We start from the raw sequence: 18,060 nt of genomic DNA on the forward strand, positions 1-18,060 counted from the left end.
TTATTCTCCTTTAATAGTGTCCTCACTTAACCTCTTTGCAAATGATCCAACGACAGTAAATTTCTCCATTCCTTCTGATCCAGTAACATAAAAAGAACCGCTCCGTAACCATGCGTGCGCAATTAATTCACCATGACTATCCTTAGAAGTTCCTAAATAAAGAGTACTCTCAATGTGACGTTTTTCGAGCATTTTCATCCCAGCTATAGCTTTAACAAGGCATTGACTTTCCCAAAAAGTATAACGACTCATAATAGAAATTGCTTCGGACACCTTTTTTAGCGTATCTCCGTGCGGTTGAATATGAGTACTTGACGTTTCACACATGTAATCTCCTAAAGAAGATGCAACTTTGGAAAATGTAATATTTTTTAGTACACGTGCCCATCCTAAAAAAATAAAAGCCTCTAAAAATAAGAGCTTTGTTTTCATGTTCAGTGATAAAAACATCCTTAACCTTTTCACAATATTTATTAATCCCTTCCTAACAGTTCTTTTGAAATTACGAATCTATCTATTAGGCTGATCTTTTATTTGAATTAACCCTTCTTGAAACAAACACTCTAAAAAGGAAAGAACTTGCTCTTCACAATCTTTTCGTTCAATATCATAGTTAGATACTAGCATAGTAACAAGCTGATTAATTATTATTGGCTTTTCAATAAGCTCCCATATTTCTCCGCCTATTTCACCTAAGTTATAGTAATTTCCTTTCTGGACATTTAACATAACTTTTTCTCCATCCATATCGCTTACTATATTACCCTTACTTTGGACAACGTTATGTTCTAATGATATTTTCCTCGAGTGGACAACCATCAACCATACTCCCTTTCTGTATAGTATTTAAAATAACTTCCACAAGCTCATGCGCTGTAAATCTTGAAGCCGGGCGGCTTACTTGAAACATTTCCATTCCACTTGCAATATTAGATGAAGTTTCAAAATGCCATTCCATCAATCCTAATTTAGAAATCAAAGAACTCCTAAAGGTATGTCGGTATAATTTATACAAGCGTGCGAGCCCTTCTATACGGGTCATCTCGATATCTTCTCCCTGCGTTTTTACTAATTCAATAACACCAGCAAGAGGTAATGGATCAGGAAAGAATTGAGAATTCACAGGAACAGCATACTTCGTTTCCCTTTCAAATAAAGGGCTAAATTGCGCTACTTCCATTCCTAACTCATTTATGCTCTCTTGCCATAATTTTTGTTGTGCGTAAGAAGGATGAACTATTGCAGTATTTTTATTCAAAAGAGACACAGCAACTACATCATCACTTAAAAGCTTATATCCTTTATTCAAAAAAGCCGAGGCTAACGTTGATTTTCCAGCTCCTGAATCACCAATTAATGCATATGCTTTCCCATCTATGGCAATTACACTCCCATGCAATGGGAGTATTTTACGTTGCATTAAAAGCGCCCCCATACAAGTTCCCAAAATATATAGTCGAATTTTATCTTCTTCTGCATTTGCCATAGGTGAAAAGGTGATTTTCTCACCTGATTGTATAGCGAATATTGCAGTTTGAGGAACATGAAACATAACTATATCATCCTCCACTACTATTGTTTTTTGCTTTTCTGCGCTATATTCTCCCCACTGTTCTGACAAATCAGTTATTTCAACTTGAACATCCGCCATCTCTTTTTTTTCATTCAGCTGAGACAATTCAGGTAATGGGATTTCACTTACTATTTTTAACCCGAAGGCTTGATATAACACATTCCCCATAGAATCAAACATCCTATCCCCCCACATTGTCAATTTTTTGAAAGCTCTTATATAATAAAGCTATATAAGAGCTTTATTTTTCCAATGACTTAACTGTACTTCACTGGATCATCTGGGTCAGGTTGAACAGCATCTGGATATTTATGCCCAGGCCCCGCCATAGTCATATTAATATTAAGTACTTCTAATACAGGTTGTTTCCATTCCTTTTTCATACGTATCACCTCCTTTCACATTGCTTTTTTTATAAATCGATAGAAGATTAAGCTACGCATTAAAATTCTAAAATCTAAATCAAATGCATATTCTGGTCGAGGTTCTTTACAAATTTTTGAGATAGCTTTCTTAATTACCTCGACATTTAGAAATTCAGAAATTACTGGATCTACACTAAGTTCTTCAACTTCCTCAATAAATTCATTCCAAAAAGGAGCCATACGGTAAACACCATCTGCACCTTGAATACCTCGAACCCGTTGATTCAATCGTACTTTATCAGGAAGGAAATTCTTTGTGGCTCTCCGGATCAGAGCTCGATCCAAACCATTTTGAACATACTGTTCTTCTGGAACTGACAAACAAAATTGAATCAATCGTAAGTCATTTGTGGGATCACGATCCCATAAAGCATAACGTAATGATAATTTCGTTTCATACGTTCCATTTATGCTCCAATAATATGGTTTTTCAAACTGTTCTCTTTTCATGTCATATGCATTAGAGATAGAGGTGCCTGTTATGTCGATGTCTTGTTCTCTGAGTCTGTCAAAAACATTCATTTCCCTTGCAAATTCCGGATTAATTATTGTGGAATTTGCATCTTGTTTCCCTGAAAAAAGTAACTGATGCAAAAATGGAAATGCCTTTCGTCTTACCACTTCAAAAACACGTGATTTTTTCACTCCTATATTTCTACTATATAAATGTAGTTCACGATAAAAACGAATCCAATGTAGCTTTTTCAATAACATTGCCTGGTAATCTAAAATAGGTCCCCACGATACTGTCCAATTACCTCTTTGACCACTAAGAAGTACTCCTATTCCATTCTGAGATGCTTTTTCATAAACTCCACTCAACCAAAAAGTATTCTCAAAAAATTTATATGGCATCTCCATTGTTTCCAGCCAATCATCAATTTCCGATAGTGGGCTTCTCTCCGGCAATTCTAAATAATAATCCTGTATATTCCCTACATGCTCGACAGTCGATTGAATAAATGGTCTTTCGTCAGCTATTCTACCTTTGTGTGTCCAATCTTCAAATCCTTCTACTGGAACATAACTGTACGTATGTAATTTTTTATTTTCAGCACGTAAATCCTTAGCAGCAAAACTAACGACAGAACCTGAGTCTAGCCCTCCGCTCAAATGAGCTCCTACTTGGTGATGTGTTCGTAAACGTGCCTTCACTGCACTTTGATACACCTCTCGAAACGCCTCTTCATACTCTTCATTTGATTTTAAATTAAGCATTTCCCCTACAGTTGGTGTATAGTATCGCGAAAACTTCACTTCGCCTTCCTTTACCAAAATAGTGTGTGATGGAGGCACTTGTTCTATATATTTGTAAACTGTTAACTGTGGATCTACCGATTCGAAATTTACAGGTATAGCTAGAAATTCAGCAATCCACTGCTTATTCAATTTCTTCTCAACATATGGTAGAGAAAATAACGGATTTATAATAGTACAAAAAGCAAACTTTTCCTCACCACGATAAAAATAAAGGGTTCGGCTTCCCGAAAAATCTCTGGCTCCAAAAAGGGTTTGTTTTTTCTCATCCCAAATCATAAAGGCAAAATCGCCTACCAAATATTTCGGAGCCGCTTCCCCCCATTTCTGATAAGAGAGTAAAATCAACTCACTATCTGTCATGTTTTTTCTATCTGCATAATCCACTTGTAATTTTTCAAATAACTCATTACGATTATCAATAATAGCATCTGCTGTAATTGCCAGTTGCTTTTCATAATTATAAAAGGGTAATTGTTCACCAACTGACTCTGGTGTAATCCATTGTGCATGACATCCTAGAAAAGCATTTTCTTTGTGCCATATTTGAATATCATCGGCAGGATATTTGTATAAACGACTCATTACTTCTCTTCCGTGCTCAATTGATACAGGCTCATTAGTAAAGTGAATAATGCCAGCTATAGCGCTCATTTCTTCCTCCTAATATATGAAAAGTTACTACAAATACTATTTACATATTAAATTCGTTAAACATACCTCTTTATCATTCTTTTTAACGAACGAAATTATTTGTTTTATTACTTTCTCAATTACATGCTTAAATTTACTTTCAGACCAAGATATAGATATTAAAAGCCTATAATTATCCCTTTTTTATGTCAATTGAAACTGAATGTCCCCAAACAATTACCTTAAAAATTCATTATAAAGAACAAATAGTGGTACGTATACAAATCTAATTCCACTTTTACTTACTTTTAATTCTTCCATTCTACAGCTTTTAAAATGCCTTGAATTACCCTTTGTTGATCTTCAGCTAACATATTAGATCCTGAAGGCAAACAAATCCCACTTTGAAATAGGTACTGCGACACATCTTCATTTTTGCTATGCGGATAATACTTCTTCTCTTTAAAGAGCGACTGCATATGAAGTGGCTTCCACATAGGACGCGCTTCAATATTCTCTTCTGCTAAAGTTCTCAACAATTTCCCAATAGAGATCCCGGATTCCTTTTCATCAATTGTCAATGTAGTAAGCCAACGATTAGAGCGAGTATTTTCTAATTCAGGCATAAAATAAAATCCTGGCATGTGAGATAGTGCTTCATAATACCGTTTATATATAAATCTTCTAGCTCTCACCCTATCTTCTAACACTTCTAATTGTCCTCTACCAATACCAGCTAAAATATTACTCATTCGATAATTATATCCTATCTCACTATGCTCATAATGTGGAGCTGGATCCTTTGCTTGTGTCGCTAAAAACCTCGCTCTTTCTAATGCTTCTACATCATTAGAAACTAGCATTCCACCACCTGAAGTTGTAATGATTTTATTTCCGTTAAATGAATAAACCCCAAACCTCCCAAATGTACCGCTTGCTTTTCCTTTATATGTAGATCCAAGAGATTCTGCTGCATCCTCGACTATAGGAACATTGTATTGATTACAAATTGCAAGAATTTCATCTAGTTTAGCACTCTGACCATATAAATGAACAAGAATGATAGCCTTTGGTAATTTCCCTGCTTTATCAGCTTCATATAATGCATGTGCCAATGCATCCGGTGACATATTCCATGTTTCCGGTTCTGAGTCAATAAATACTGGTTCAGCTCCCAAATAAACAATTGGATTTGCACTCGCTACAAAAGTGAAACTTGAACAAAATACTGTATCGCCCTCTTGAACGTTTAATAATCGTAAAGCTAAATGAATGGCCGCGGTACCTGAACTAACCGCAGCTCCACCTTTAACTCCTACAAAAGAAGCAAGCTCTCTTTCAAATTCATCTACATTTGGACCAAGAGGTGCAATCCAATTGGAATCAAAGGCATCTTTTATATATTTCTGTTCATTTCCACTCATGTGCGGAGAGGAAAGGTAAATTTTCTCCTTATTTTTTATCATCATTCTTCATCCCCTTCTTAATTTACTACATTAATAACCTTTGCCGGAATACCAGCAGCAGTACAATTAGATGGAAAATCATTTATGACAACAGAACCAGCTCCGACGATAGACCACTTTCCAATTTTAACACCTGGGATCATAGTAGCTGAGACACCTATATGTGCCCCTTCTTCTATAATGATAGAACCTGAAAGTGTAGCATGTGGTGAAATATGAACAAAATCATCAATTATATTGTCATGTTCAATTATTGAACCTGTATTAATAATAGTATGATTACCAATATTAGTATCAGCATTAACAACCACATTCGGCATAATTACTGTTCCGTTCCCTACATGAGCATAAGGACTTATAATTGCTGTTTTATGAATTAATGTAGCATACATCTCAATCGGTTGATTTAATATTCCGAAAATTATTTTTCTGACTTTATTATTCCCTATGGCAATAACAAGCTTTATATCATTAAAATTGTTGATAATTTCCCATGCATCTTTAATTGCCCCAAAATAAAGGTTATCAATAATAGTTTTATCTGTATATAAATCATCTAAATAGCCAACTATTTCATATCCTTCATTTGATAAGATGATATCCTTCACTACCTTACTATGTCCACCATGCCCAATTATTAAAATTTTCATTTCCCCTCCCCCTTTATTTCTATTTTCCCACCAGTAAATCGCCCCATTGTTACATGCCCAACATGATTTATCCCTTCTGTTTTAAATACTTTTGTTATTGTAAGTACAATTATTTTCAAATCGAATAAAAAAGAACGATTCTCTACATACCATACATCTAATTCAAACTTTTCTTCCCAAGTAATCGAATTTCTCCCATTTATTTGTGCCCATCCCGTAATTCCTGGTTTTACATCATGCCTTTTAGCCTGTTTACTAGAATATAAGGGTAGGTATTCCATTAATAATGGTCGTGGACCTACTAAACTTAAGTCGCCTTTTATAACATTTATAAGTTGAGGTAACTCATCTATACTATATTTTCTAAGCGTTTTCCCAAAAGCAGTTAATCTGATTTCATCTGGAAGCCAATTCCCATCTCCATTTATTTCATTAGTCATTGTGCGAAACTTATATAAATAAAAAGGAATTCCATTCATTCCCGGACGCTCTTGTTTAAATAAAATGGGAGAGCCTAATTTTATTCTTACTAATATAGCTACTATGCATATAACAATTGAAAATAATAATAATAACAATAAGGATACGCACACATCAAAAAGTCTCTTCATTCACAATCATACTCCTCACATTTTGTTTAAAATACCTGGACAAACTATTTTCTACTGGTAATTAATTTAGTTCTTTTCCAATAAAAAAAACTAGAATATAAAAACTATTCTAGTTAGAGATTAACCCAAAGCGTTTAAACACAGCTAAGACATCCACGTATTCCCATACTATATTTCCATCTTTACTAGTACCACTTGTATGCGAAGGAGCAGTTTTACCACTAGTACCTGCCACTACAGATTTATAAACATTACCATTGGCATTTATAAAACTATTTATCTGATATTCTTTTTCAGCTACCCAAAAATTTTCATTTGCTGTACCAGCAGTTATACAGACCCAACCAATATATCCACCTACTGTTGGGGTATCATTGTACAGCAATTCACCACGGCTATACGTTCCAAAGATAGGTTCTGATGATACTAAAGAAGATTGTGGAAGATTACCTAATATATTCTTTTCTAATTGGTTGTTCACATTATTTGTAAATGTTATATTAGAATTAATTTTCTTGTTATCCTGTACTAGTATAGTAGTTCTTGGCACAGGAAGTGTTGAGTTTTGCTTTCGATACACACCTTCAATTGTAATATTCCCTGTTGTATTTATACCGTTATCATTTTTTGTGATAATCGTATTGTCACAGAGCTTCAAATAATTTTCTACAAAAACCCTAATGGTATGCAATGAACCGAGAGAAACACCCTTCCCATTCACTTCAAACTTATTATCCGTAATCTCTATTCTAGGTATATAAATAAATGCAACTCCCGCTCCCCTTGCTTCATGAACCGCTAAGCCATAAGGAGCATCCCAAATAATTTGATTTCTACTAAAAACATGTGTAATATACCCTTTGTCTTTCGCCAAGCTCTCGATACCATAAATATCACCACCATCAAACCTAAAAGATTGATTTTTAAAAATAGTTTTCTCAACTCTCATAGATTCAGCAGCCATCATTCGACTATAATTTGCAGTTCTACCACTATGAATAAACTCGCAATCCTCTACAATTAAATTCTTTGCTCCTATATAATGTCCACCATTACATTCATTTGTCAAAAACTTTACAGAAGAAAATATAGCAGTTTCCGTTTGACCATAGCCAGTTGTCGCTATACTTTTTGCCCTTCTTATATCAAACAAGGAATTTCGTATCTCCAAATACTTACTCCTGAAATCAATAATTCCATCCTTATCAGGATCATCAAAAGTAAATTTACAATTGATTATTTTTACTGTCTCACCACTTAGAGCAATTGTACTTTTTGAAAAAACGCAATTTTCTAAAGTTGTATTCCCTCCAACAATCCCGCAACTCTGACCGAATATTGTATCATTCCTAAATGTACAAAATGTTCCATCAGCTTCAATTCCACTAGTTATAGATCTCCCCGTAATTGCACCATAATACATATTATTTATGGAAAAATAGTCATCTCCACTACCGGATAGATAGACATTCCCTTTCATTTTATTACTTTCTAAATAGACACCTCTAGTACTAATACACACAAAAGCTCCAGCTCTATTGTCATATATATCAGAATTTCTAATCGTTATTTTTTGATTATTCATATACCCATCTTCAATATCTATCCCATAACCAGGATTACAACCTATTGATTGATTCATTGCATTACTATTATTGAAAATTTCACACCCATCAAAAGTGATAAATCTCCCACCATTTATTGAAGCTCCAAGTCTTCTATTTTTATAAGATTTACAACCCGAAAAATATACATATTGTGGAATTTTAGCGCACATTACATAGTGCAAATTACTATTCATTAAGTCGAAATTTTGCAAGAACGAAAACCTTACTTTTGTAGTACCAGTCGGCAATGAATCTAAATATATAAATTCATAAGATCTAGAATTTCTATACCCTAAATATGAACCATTACCCGCATAAAAATGTACTTTTATAGTAACTTTATTTAAATTACATCCACTTCCATATCCACCATAACCATCCCCTGAATAGTAAAAATACCCAACAGATTTCACTATGTCTCCAGTAATATCAAAAAATTTAACTACTGTTGTATAATTAACTTTAGTAATGTCCAAATTTCCTTTGCTATCAATGTCACCTTTTGCAAAGTGATCCGGATGTGACATTCCACCTATCGCTGAAAAATCCATAGATGTTACCAATCCATCCCCAGTACACTCACTTACTTCACAGTTTTTTGCAGAGATATTATAACATGAGTTTTTACATTCAATTCCATGCCCCCACTCATGTGTACCTCCACTTGAATAATCATGATTTTCCCTATCTCCTTTAACTATTGCACCTATTATTTCTACATTTTTTATTCCATCACATAGCAATATGTTATATTTTATAAGATTATTAGCTTCTTTCTCAAATACACATTCATAAAATCTATACGTCGTATTACTACAAAGTTTCACAGAAGAAGTTTTCTCTATAAGGTACTTTCCTTTTGGTAAAACCACTATTTGAAAACCTTCTTTATTCGCCCATAAAAGTGCATCATTTAATCCCTGTGTCGTCTTCACAGCGGCTGTACCGTCATTATTTATTCCCCAACGTGCAAGTTCAACTGTATAAATAGTCAATTATTTCACCTATCTTCACTGGCTTACATACACGATTACAAAAATCAACATTTGTATTTAGATTAAATTTTGTAAAACCATTAAATATACGCACAAACAATTCACTATTATCAATTGAAGGCACAAGTTCATTTCGGCTTAATACATTTAATTCTTCTCGTATTTTACTGATAACTTGATTTTTTCTCATGATTTAAAACATACCTCCATTCTTAATAGAAGTATATTCATTTAACTCGATAACGGTATAGATATCTATCATATTCTTTCCAAGTTAATTTATAGTTAAAATTCTCCTCAATTACTCACAACATGTTAATTGTAATGTGCTACAAATATCTTAAATGTTCCCATCTCATATTTATAAAGCATGTACATTCTAGATTCATGTGTATTATTAACACTGGACTGAACTTTCTTCCTAACAATCATGATAACCTAAATATTTTTTGTCAGTCCGTATTACTTGAAGTATCTTGTATGACTTTCTTTCTTTTAAATCGGTATAGTATATTTTGAATAACCTGCCTAAACGTATCCTTTTCATATTTATTCATTCCCGTAAGCCACATCAAACAAATATATACGATTGAAAATAAAATAATCTTCACAAATAATTCCTGCCATTTGTCTGCAAGTATCCATCTATTTAATGTCATTCCAAACACTAAACTTGCCCCAAAAGCAAAGCTCATACAAGTAATATTTGTCCAAAACCTTGGTATATCTATATTGATTTTCTTCCAATAATAAATATTCATAATGATTATATTCCCGATAGTAAATGCTACAGCTGTACCTAAAGCACTACCAATTGCCCCCCACCATTGAACAAATATTATACTTATAACTACGTTAACAAAAGATGTTACGACATATGTAATCGATTTAAACCCTTGCATATTTTTTGCCTGTAGTATAATTCCACCAATACTTTGTACTAATGATACAATCATCGGAACTAAGATTATAATAGCTATAATAAAGGCCTCATTATATTCTTTTCCAACCCATAAATGAATAAATTCTTGACCGAAAACGATAAAGCCACTTAAAACAAATGATAAAATAATATATTGAATCCTACCTATCTTGATAAATAAATCTGATATTTCTTTATCAGATGCCTTTTTTGTAACCATCCCTGTAATTCTGCTCAAAAAAACATTCGATATAGCTGCAGCAAGCCCAGAGAAATAACCTGTAAAAGATGCTCCTATAGTATATATGGAAATTGCTGCTGCTCCACTATATATTCCTAAGATAACTTGATCTGTGGACCAATATATCTTATCTATTATTAAATTTAAAAATATTAAAGATGAAAATCCTAAGATTTCCTTCAATAACCCAATTTCTATTTTTTTAAATACTATTTTTATCCTTAACACTTTAAAACAGTAATACATATTAATTGCAATTATTATAAAATTTATTGATGTCGTTACTATCGCTATAGACACTGATCCGTAGCCCTTTATAAGAAGCGGTAACATTATAAGAGGCACTACTATAGCCCCAATAATACCCAGAATTTTTTGGAAAATAAACCTTTCATAGGCTAATACTACAACACTAAAAAAGCCAAAGCCTATTCCTATAGATATATTTATTACCATTATCACCATTAACGTTTTGAGTTTATTTATTTCATCCACATTTAATGAACTTGAAAATATACTATCTGCAGTTAATGTTAATATAATACCTGTAATTAATGCTATTCCTCCCAATACCCCATACATAATACTAAACATTCCATACAGGCGTGAACAATTCTCTTCATCTTTAAGTGCTCTATACTTCGCCGTATATCTAATTACTGCATTTCCTAAGCCAAAATTTAATACTCCTACATACCCTGCAACTGACGTAGCTAAACTGTATAAACCATATTCCGATTGACCAAGTAACTTTAACATAATAGGGGTATATAAAAGTGAAATAGAACTATTAATAACTAGAGCCGCATATGATAATATTGCTCCTGCTTTAATTTGACTTTTCATTTGAAAATTTCCCTCTCATATTAAACTTCCATCTTATTACTATCCTTGCAAAATTAAATGTTTTATCTTTAAAAAAATTCATAATTTCTTTTCAATTCTAATGTTTTATCAAAATTTTCATTTGCCAAATTTCCAGAAAAAACTTCACATAGACTGCGATTATCTATCAAACTTTTTACCCCTTCATAAATATCACTTTCACTAATATTTACAATCATTCCTGTTTCCCTATTCTTAATTTGTTCTTTTGCCCCAGTAAAATTTGTGGTTACAATCGCTTTGTGTAAACACTTTGCTTCAGCAAGCGTTATACAAAACCCTTCATATCTGGATGGTTGCACATATATATCACAAGTTGCCATATAGCCATATGGATTTGATAACTCTCCCAGCAAAATAAAATCTCTTTCTAAACCATATTCTGTTATTAATTTTTCGTATTCTTTTCTAGCCCCACCTTCTCCCACACAATACCATCTAACTTTATATCCCTCATTGATTAATCTTGCCAGTACTTTAATAGCAAGATCTTGTCCTTTTTCATTTGTTAATCTACCAACTGTTAATATTCTTATTCCCAAAAAATTATCGTTAAATCTCTTCCCCTCTTTTGCTTCATTTTGTATTAATTTTGCAGAAACTATATTAGGACATACCTCTGTTTTCTTTTTTATAGAAGGAATGATACTAAGCAGCTTATATTTTGCTTCATTAGATACAACAAATATATGATCAAATTTTTTGTATAGCTTATCTGAAAATATTTGATTAAATGTGATTTTTGTTACATCAAAATGAATCCATTGAAATTTCTTTTTCGCCTTTATGTTATTAATAACAAAATAACTTATGAAATCCATTGGACCAGCATAAGCTACTGCAATATCATATTCACCTTCCACTATAGGATACTCTCGCAGTACATATTTAAAAAAAAGGCTTCTATCTTTTATAAATTTCGTTAAAAGATGTAAAAGCATTATTCTTGAACCTCTAATTATTTTTCCTTCTCTTAGCAAATTCAAAAAAATTATGTGAGGCGGCTCATTTAATATATCTTTTATCTCTTCATACTCTTCGAAATATTTAATGTGAACTTCTCTAGGAATAGAATTTAAAAAACCACCGTATTTCTCTAACATTAAAATAGTTATACTATACTTATCTTTTGGAATTTCAGATAACATATTAAGTAATGCCTTTTCGGTTCCCCCTACATTCATATTAATGATCATAAAGATAATATTTTTTTTCATATTCCCTCCGATTTCACTGCCTCACTACCTAAAAAATCATTTAATTTTTCAAACTGTTTCTTTGCCTTAATTATTGTAGATTCTAAATTAAACTTATAATCAATGGATGCATCTATAACCTTTTCATCATATTGTAATTGCAGGTTTTCCATATCTATTAGAGTCTTATTAAAATCAATATCTTTCAGGAGATTGATGGTTTTCTGACTATATATTATAGGAATAATTCCAATACCTAATAATAACGCTACTATATTAGCATGAAATCTCGCTGCAATTAATAATTTAAAAGAGGCCATCGTTTCGATAGCCTCTTTTAAATTGCCCCCATACTTATAAATTACTATATTATCTAATGCATTAGAGGAAAGACGTGATTGAATTGTGTTAATTACATCCAAATCACCCTCTTGTTCACACAACGACATTAAATAACATTTATTCCCTTTGTTCACTAATAATTCTATTGTCTTTATAGTACTACGTATATAATCATTATAATAATGGGTTAACCCTTGTTTATGTCTGACATCTATTATTGAAAATCCAATTCTTTCTTCAGACAAATCTAACCTATATTCATCTGTATTCATCTGAAAAACAATATCTGATGCACACCTAACCTGCGGTAAATCTTCAAATAGTTGATATGAATATACATCTCTAAAACAAACATCATCACATAACTCAAAAAACTTTCTATAGTCATCAAGAAATTCTTCCGTTTTAAAAGGACCAAAATTCGCTCCTATTATAAATACTAATTTTTTTCTTCTCTTAAATTCCATAACCATTTTCATTCTATCTCGATATAAAGAGCTATGGTACGCTTCTTCTCTAAAAATAGATCCTCCTATAAATAGTAATGCATCATGTTCTTCTGCTATTTTTTCATAGTTAGTTATATTATCTGATAATTTTAGACGTTGTCCAATTTTATTCAGCAGTGTATATTTTCTTCTGCTTACATTATTATATTGAGAAATAAATTGATCATAATTTGAACCTAAATGATTCACTGTAAAATAACAATTTGGATATTTTTTTACAAGGATATCTAAAAATAAATCATCTCCAAAATTAAACATCAAATAAATGTCAACAAACACTTTTTTCATTTTATTATCAACACCCATCAATTTTCTATTAAATCATAGAATTTCTCCAATTGATTTACCGAATTATAAGGTTCTATAGAGTTTAATTCTTTGAATATTTTTTCTCTAAAATCATTATCATCTATATATCTTCTCACGCCATTGTATATACTCTCTATATCATGTTCTACTATTAAACCATCTGTATTATGATTAATAATTTCTTTTGCCGTAGCAAAGTTAGTACACACAATAGTTTTTTTCAATATTTTTGCTTCACTTACTGTAAGTCCAAACCCTTCCTTTAAAGATGTTTGTACATATATATCGCAGTTTTCCATATATGGGTAGGGGTTTAACTTTTTTCCTAGTAATACAAAATAACCATTCAATTCATATCTATCTATTAATTCTTGAAGTATGATTTTTTCTGGTCCCTCTCCAATTGCAAACCATTTAAATTTATAACCTGATGCTTTTAATAATTTTGCTACTTCTATAGCCTTACTATACGCTTTTGCAGTAACCAATCTTCCAACTGTTAAAATATTTATAATCGTTTTATCAAACTCCTCGACTTCATATTCCTGAGCTAATCTATGAATCATACTGGGACACACAATATCTAATAGAATATCAACCTTTTCATAATATTCTTTCCTGATTTTACATACTGAATTTCTAGTATTTTCAGAAACCGCAATTATTTTATCCATCTTCTTATACGATTTAAAATCAACATCTTTATCATACAATGTATTTGCATAGTCAGTATTTATCCATGCTATTTTTTGTAATGCCGAAACTTTATTAGCAACAAAATATGTAGGCATTCCCTGGCTATAAGCAATCGCTACATCGTACTTTTTCTGTATCGGCATAATGATTTTATTTAAACTTCGAAAGACCACTTGTTCACTATGTAAAGCAGATTTTCTATAATTATTTAGTCTTAGGTTGAGAGAGGTTTTTATTCTATAAGAAAGATATGTAAACCTTTTACTTTTAGGAAACTTCTCATTATTTATATAACGAAAATAAGAAGGTGATTTCAAAATATTCACATAATTAGGTATATAAGTCTCGAGCTCTCCTCCTTTTTTAAAGAGCATAACATCAATTGCATACTTTGAAGGATCAATTAAATTTAATAAAGAAATCAAACTTTTTTCTGCTCCGCCAATGGTTAGCGAATCAATAACAAAGAGGATATTTTTTTCATATATCTATTTACCTCCCTCCTCTTAATTTCCCTTTAATATTTCTTAATTTATTTAAATATATTCCGTATATAATACTTAACATTATAAATCTACTTCTAATAATATATATATATAATTGGTAAACTTTAGTTTCTGACGAAAATGAATTAATATATTTTCTAACGTATTTAATAGACAAAATTTTCTTTGTATTTAATATAGAAGCTTTTATACCTATTGATTTTATATTTATACATTGTTGTTCGATTAAATTCAATACATTATCTTGGATTCTCCTTGTAATTATCTCATGTATCTGATTTTCATCTAACTCCACTGATTTAAATATCTCCTCAATTCTCTTACAAACCAATATATAATTTTGCATATAATGTATTGAAATATTGGTACTTATACTATATTGATTTAACCTATTGTAATTATATAAATAGACTTCTATATACTTGAACCTTTTACAGTGAGATGCGTATTGCAATACAAAAACTAAGTCCTCACACATAAATATCTCTTCATCCATCTTTAAGTTGGATTTAGAAATTATCTCCCTTTTGTATATTTTCCCCCATAACACCCCCCAGTTCCCTTACAAACCATCTCCATGAAGGAATTTACAGAAATACTACTTTCAAAATTAAAATCTGAACAATTCAACACACCATATTTAGAAATATCTTTATAGCCACAACAAACTAAATCAGAATTGGAATTAATCATTTCATTTAATAAATACATAACATAATTTTCATCAACAGTATCATCCGAATCAAGAAAAATTACATACTCTCCTGTTGCATTTAAAATCCCTTTATTTCGAGCTTTAGAGGGACCACTATTATTTTGATAGTAATATGTTATTCTATTATCTATTTCTCTATATACATTAATTATCGTTTCACTTTCATCACTTGATCCATCATTTATAATTAGTATTTCAATATTTCTATACGTTTGTCGAATTATACTCTCTAAACATTTAGAAATGAATTTTTCAGAATTATAAACTGGTACTATAATACTTACCTTCGCTTCCACATCCTCCTCTCCCTTCTGAATTAGCTTAATCTATGTAATCTCTCACATATTTACACCAAATAACCAGATGCTTTTTATGCCACTTATAACTATTTGTGTTATTGATTAAAAATCTCATATAATTTTTCAATTTCACTACTATTTCCATAGTCTACCTGCATCGTATTACTAATTAACCTCGTTTTCAATTCCGTATCCTCAATTAACATTTTTATTCCCTCGACTATTCCTTCTACTCCCATTGGAGTTATCCATCCATCAAAGCTATGACAAAGCTGCCCTTTCGCTGTAGGAAAATTTGTTATTACTACTGCTTTCCCTAGAATTTGCGCTTCTCTCACCGTCACTGCTTTCCCTTCGTATCTCGATGGTTGACAATAAATATCACAACTTAAAATATACGGATATGGATTGATTTTTTTACCTAACAATACAAACCTTTCAGCCATCTCGTTCTCTTTTATTAATTGTTTTATATATGTTTCCTCTCCCCCATACCCTACAACATACCACTTCACATCATATCCTAATTCAACCAACTTTTTACAAGCCAATACCGCCTGATCAAAACCTTTCGCATTGCTTAATCGCCCCACTGAACAAATCTTTATAACTCCAGCACTATCCATCTCATTCTCCACACTTTTTTTTGATTGATTTATTACAAAGTTAGGAGATAAAATATTTTCAATAACAATTGCTTTTTGCTTAAGAGTAGGAAATACCTTCAAAAAAGATTCTTGACATTCCTTAGATACATTAACAATGTAATTGAGCTTATTCCACATTTTTTCATCTAATGACTTATCTGGGTTCACTACTGTAAAATAGTCTGTATGATTCCAGCCTATTTTTATATCTGCATTTACTTTTTCAAGAATAAAATCATGTGGGCCCAAAAAACTTATTGCTACATCATACTCTTTTTTCAATTTAGGTAATACTGGAAGTGAATAGCGCCATGTATATTGCATCTGCTTGTATGTCCCTTGCTCTATATTCTGCCCCTTATTCTTAATTTTCGCCTTTAATTTAGCAAGAATCCTCATAGTTCCTAAATACATATGACCTTCTTTAATGATATTTTTTATAGGCCTTTCAAACGTTGTATACTGTTTTATTACTGGTAATACATTGACTTCTTTAGGAATAAAATTAATAAAATCCCCTTCTTGCCTATATAAAAATAAATCAATATCATAATTTTTATAGTCCAATGTTTCTAACAATCCTATTAAACTTCTTTCTACACCACCTATATTTAATGAATACATACTTATTAATATTTTTTTTCGCACTTACATCCCCTACCCTAAATCAATATCTACTTAAAAATTGAATTTCTTATATGGTGTGCAATACGAAATGGCAATCTAGTATATAATAAAGCAATAACCTTTTCCACTTTCCCCCTTCTATCTTTCCATAAATCAGTACCCTTCCAAGGGGTCATATCTAAATAGCTCTTATACAGCGATGTTAATGGATGTTTACACCCTTCTATCCAAGGTCTATTTACAAATGCAGGAGTATAATGAATAAACACAGGATTTTTTACTGCTTCATCTATTTCAATCTCGTTATAATAATTCTCTAGCTCATAATAACTCATGATTTCTTTCCTATTCATAGTGAAAAAAGGAGTCATTGCATTAAACTTTGGATGAAGATATAAAACCTTATCTTTTAACACACCATTAATAGTTCCTTGATCATGGTGGAATACGTTACCATTTTTCTTCTTTATGAATTCCATAAATTTTTTTCAATATTTTCTTCTCTCCACTTCTTAAGATTTATTAAGAGCATACCAGCGTTTATATATCTATCACTTTTATCCATATCTATTCTTAATTTAGTTTGATTACTAACCGTATCACAAACACCTGCCACAAAATATTCCGTAATATCAATATTCCATAAATCACTTAAACTACTATTGATTATTGAATCACAGTCTAGATAGATAATTTTATCCACCTCTTCTTGAATGATACTTGCTAAAAATAATCTAGCATACGAATTTATTGCAATTGAATCATCAATATTAAGTTTCAATCGATCTAACAAAACATTAAAATTTATGTATTGAATAGTTTTGTTATATTTTTTACAAACTGAGTTTAATTTTTTTTATTATATGATGAAAGATTATTTTCAATAAGAAAAATATTAATGTTATTAAAATGCTGATTATTCTGCAACAGCGATAGCAACGATACCCCT

15 protein-coding genes and 1 pseudogene are annotated in these 18,060 nt (G+C 31.5%); all 16 read right to left on the bottom strand.

What is annotated here, in order from left to right:
* Positions 1-474, bottom strand: coding sequence for a lasso peptide biosynthesis B2 protein (locus JFU23_RS06240; RefSeq protein WP_201032263.1), 474 nt, complete (start codon positions 472-474; stop codon positions 1-3).
* A 36-nt stretch (positions 475-510) separates the two neighbouring features.
* A complete protein-coding gene (locus tag JFU23_RS06245) occupies positions 511-819 on the bottom strand; it encodes a lasso peptide biosynthesis PqqD family chaperone (RefSeq protein ID WP_002128586.1) in 309 nt (102 codons plus the stop codon).
* On the bottom strand, positions 782-1,753 hold the full coding sequence (locus JFU23_RS06250) for an aldolase (protein ID WP_201031618.1): 972 nt from the start codon (positions 1,751-1,753) through the stop codon (positions 782-784). Before JFU23_RS06250 ends, JFU23_RS06245 begins: the two co-directional genes overlap by 38 nt.
* Positions 1,754-1,830: 77 nt before the next feature.
* Positions 1,831-1,956 (bottom strand): paeninodin family lasso peptide, encoded by a 126-nt coding sequence (locus JFU23_RS06255; RefSeq protein ID WP_000712621.1) that lies wholly within the window; start codon positions 1,954-1,956, stop codon positions 1,831-1,833.
* A 15-nt stretch (positions 1,957-1,971) separates the two neighbouring features.
* Positions 1,972-3,909: a lasso peptide isopeptide bond-forming cyclase gene (locus JFU23_RS06260; RefSeq protein ID WP_201031619.1), complete on the bottom strand. Its 1,938-nt coding sequence runs from the start codon at positions 3,907-3,909 to the stop codon at positions 1,972-1,974.
* A 287-nt stretch (positions 3,910-4,196) separates the two neighbouring features.
* Positions 4,197-5,354 (bottom strand): aminotransferase class I/II-fold pyridoxal phosphate-dependent enzyme, encoded by a 1,158-nt coding sequence (locus JFU23_RS06265; protein ID WP_201032264.1) that lies wholly within the window; start codon positions 5,352-5,354, stop codon positions 4,197-4,199.
* A gap of 17 nt (positions 5,355-5,371) precedes the next feature.
* On the bottom strand, positions 5,372-6,004 hold the full coding sequence (locus JFU23_RS06270; protein ID WP_201031620.1) for an acetyltransferase: 633 nt from the start codon (positions 6,002-6,004) through the stop codon (positions 5,372-5,374).
* The gene (locus JFU23_RS06275) at positions 6,001-6,615 is read right to left on the bottom strand and encodes a sugar transferase (protein ID WP_201031621.1); all 615 of its coding nucleotides are present in this window, start codon (positions 6,613-6,615) and stop codon (positions 6,001-6,003) included. Before JFU23_RS06275 ends, JFU23_RS06270 begins: the two co-directional genes overlap by 4 nt.
* A 109-nt stretch (positions 6,616-6,724) precedes the next feature.
* Positions 6,725-9,217, bottom strand: coding sequence for a right-handed parallel beta-helix repeat-containing protein (locus JFU23_RS06280; RefSeq protein ID WP_201031622.1), 2,493 nt, complete (start codon positions 9,215-9,217; stop codon positions 6,725-6,727).
* 452 nt (positions 9,218-9,669) lie between these two features.
* Entirely contained in the window at positions 9,670-11,226 is a 1,557-nt protein-coding gene (locus JFU23_RS06290) for an oligosaccharide flippase family protein (RefSeq protein WP_201031624.1), read from the bottom strand.
* Positions 11,227-11,294: 68 nt separating this feature from the next.
* Positions 11,295-12,482: a glycosyltransferase gene (locus tag JFU23_RS06295; RefSeq protein ID WP_002167798.1), complete on the bottom strand. Its 1,188-nt coding sequence runs from the start codon at positions 12,480-12,482 to the stop codon at positions 11,295-11,297.
* Entirely contained in the window at positions 12,479-13,618 is a 1,140-nt protein-coding gene (locus JFU23_RS06300) for a polysaccharide pyruvyl transferase family protein (protein ID WP_201031625.1), read from the bottom strand. The genes JFU23_RS06295 and JFU23_RS06300 overlap by 4 nt, the downstream gene beginning before the upstream one ends.
* Positions 13,618-14,643: a glycosyltransferase gene (locus tag JFU23_RS06305; protein WP_307873339.1), complete on the bottom strand. Its 1,026-nt coding sequence runs from the start codon at positions 14,641-14,643 to the stop codon at positions 13,618-13,620. The genes JFU23_RS06300 and JFU23_RS06305 overlap by 1 nt, the downstream gene beginning before the upstream one ends.
* A gap of 696 nt (positions 14,644-15,339) precedes the next feature.
* Positions 15,340-15,834 carry a glycosyltransferase family 2 protein gene (locus JFU23_RS30535; RefSeq protein ID WP_307873340.1) on the bottom strand — a complete coding sequence of 165 codons (495 nt, stop codon included), beginning with the start codon at positions 15,832-15,834 and terminating at the stop codon, positions 15,340-15,342.
* Positions 15,835-15,932: 98 nt separating this feature from the next.
* Positions 15,933-17,108 (bottom strand): glycosyltransferase, encoded by a 1,176-nt coding sequence (locus JFU23_RS06315; RefSeq protein WP_033713429.1) that lies wholly within the window; start codon positions 17,106-17,108, stop codon positions 15,933-15,935.
* A gap of 50 nt (positions 17,109-17,158) precedes the next feature.
* Positions 17,159-17,904 (bottom strand): annotated as a pseudogene (locus JFU23_RS31045) (glycosyltransferase family 8 protein).
* Between the last annotated feature and the right edge of the window lie 156 nt (positions 17,905-18,060).

Origin of the sequence: Bacillus sp. TH50 (assembly GCF_016650565.1) — a bacterium.
Lineage (GTDB): Bacteria > Bacillota > Bacilli > Bacillales > Bacillaceae_G > Bacillus_A > Bacillus_A mycoides.

Coding starts and splice junctions, on each gene's coding strand:
- JFU23_RS06290 (WP_201031624.1), bottom strand. CDS start 11,226: ATGAAAAGTCAAATTAAAGCAGGAGCAATATTATCATATGCGGCTCTA.
- JFU23_RS06245 (WP_002128586.1), bottom strand. CDS start 819: ATGGTTGTCCACTCGAGGAAAATATCATTAGAACATAACGTTGTCCAA.
- JFU23_RS06250 (WP_201031618.1), bottom strand. CDS start 1,753: ATGTTTGATTCTATGGGGAATGTGTTATATCAAGCCTTCGGGTTAAAA.
- JFU23_RS06255 (WP_000712621.1), bottom strand. CDS start 1,956: ATGAAAAAGGAATGGAAACAACCTGTATTAGAAGTACTTAATATTAAT.
- JFU23_RS06275 (WP_201031621.1), bottom strand. CDS start 6,615: ATGAAGAGACTTTTTGATGTGTGCGTATCCTTATTGTTATTATTATTA.
- JFU23_RS06265 (WP_201032264.1), bottom strand. CDS start 5,354: ATGATAAAAAATAAGGAGAAAATTTACCTTTCCTCTCCGCACATGAGT.
- JFU23_RS06300 (WP_201031625.1), bottom strand. CDS start 13,618: ATGGGTGTTGATAATAAAATGAAAAAAGTGTTTGTTGACATTTATTTG.
- JFU23_RS06315 (WP_033713429.1), bottom strand. CDS start 17,108: ATGTATTCATTAAATATAGGTGGTGTAGAAAGAAGTTTAATAGGATTG.
- JFU23_RS06260 (WP_201031619.1), bottom strand. CDS start 3,909: ATGAGCGCTATAGCTGGCATTATTCACTTTACTAATGAGCCTGTATCA.
- JFU23_RS06295 (WP_002167798.1), bottom strand. CDS start 12,482: ATGAAAAAAAATATTATCTTTATGATCATTAATATGAATGTAGGGGGA.
- JFU23_RS06270 (WP_201031620.1), bottom strand. CDS start 6,004: ATGAAAATTTTAATAATTGGGCATGGTGGACATAGTAAGGTAGTGAAG.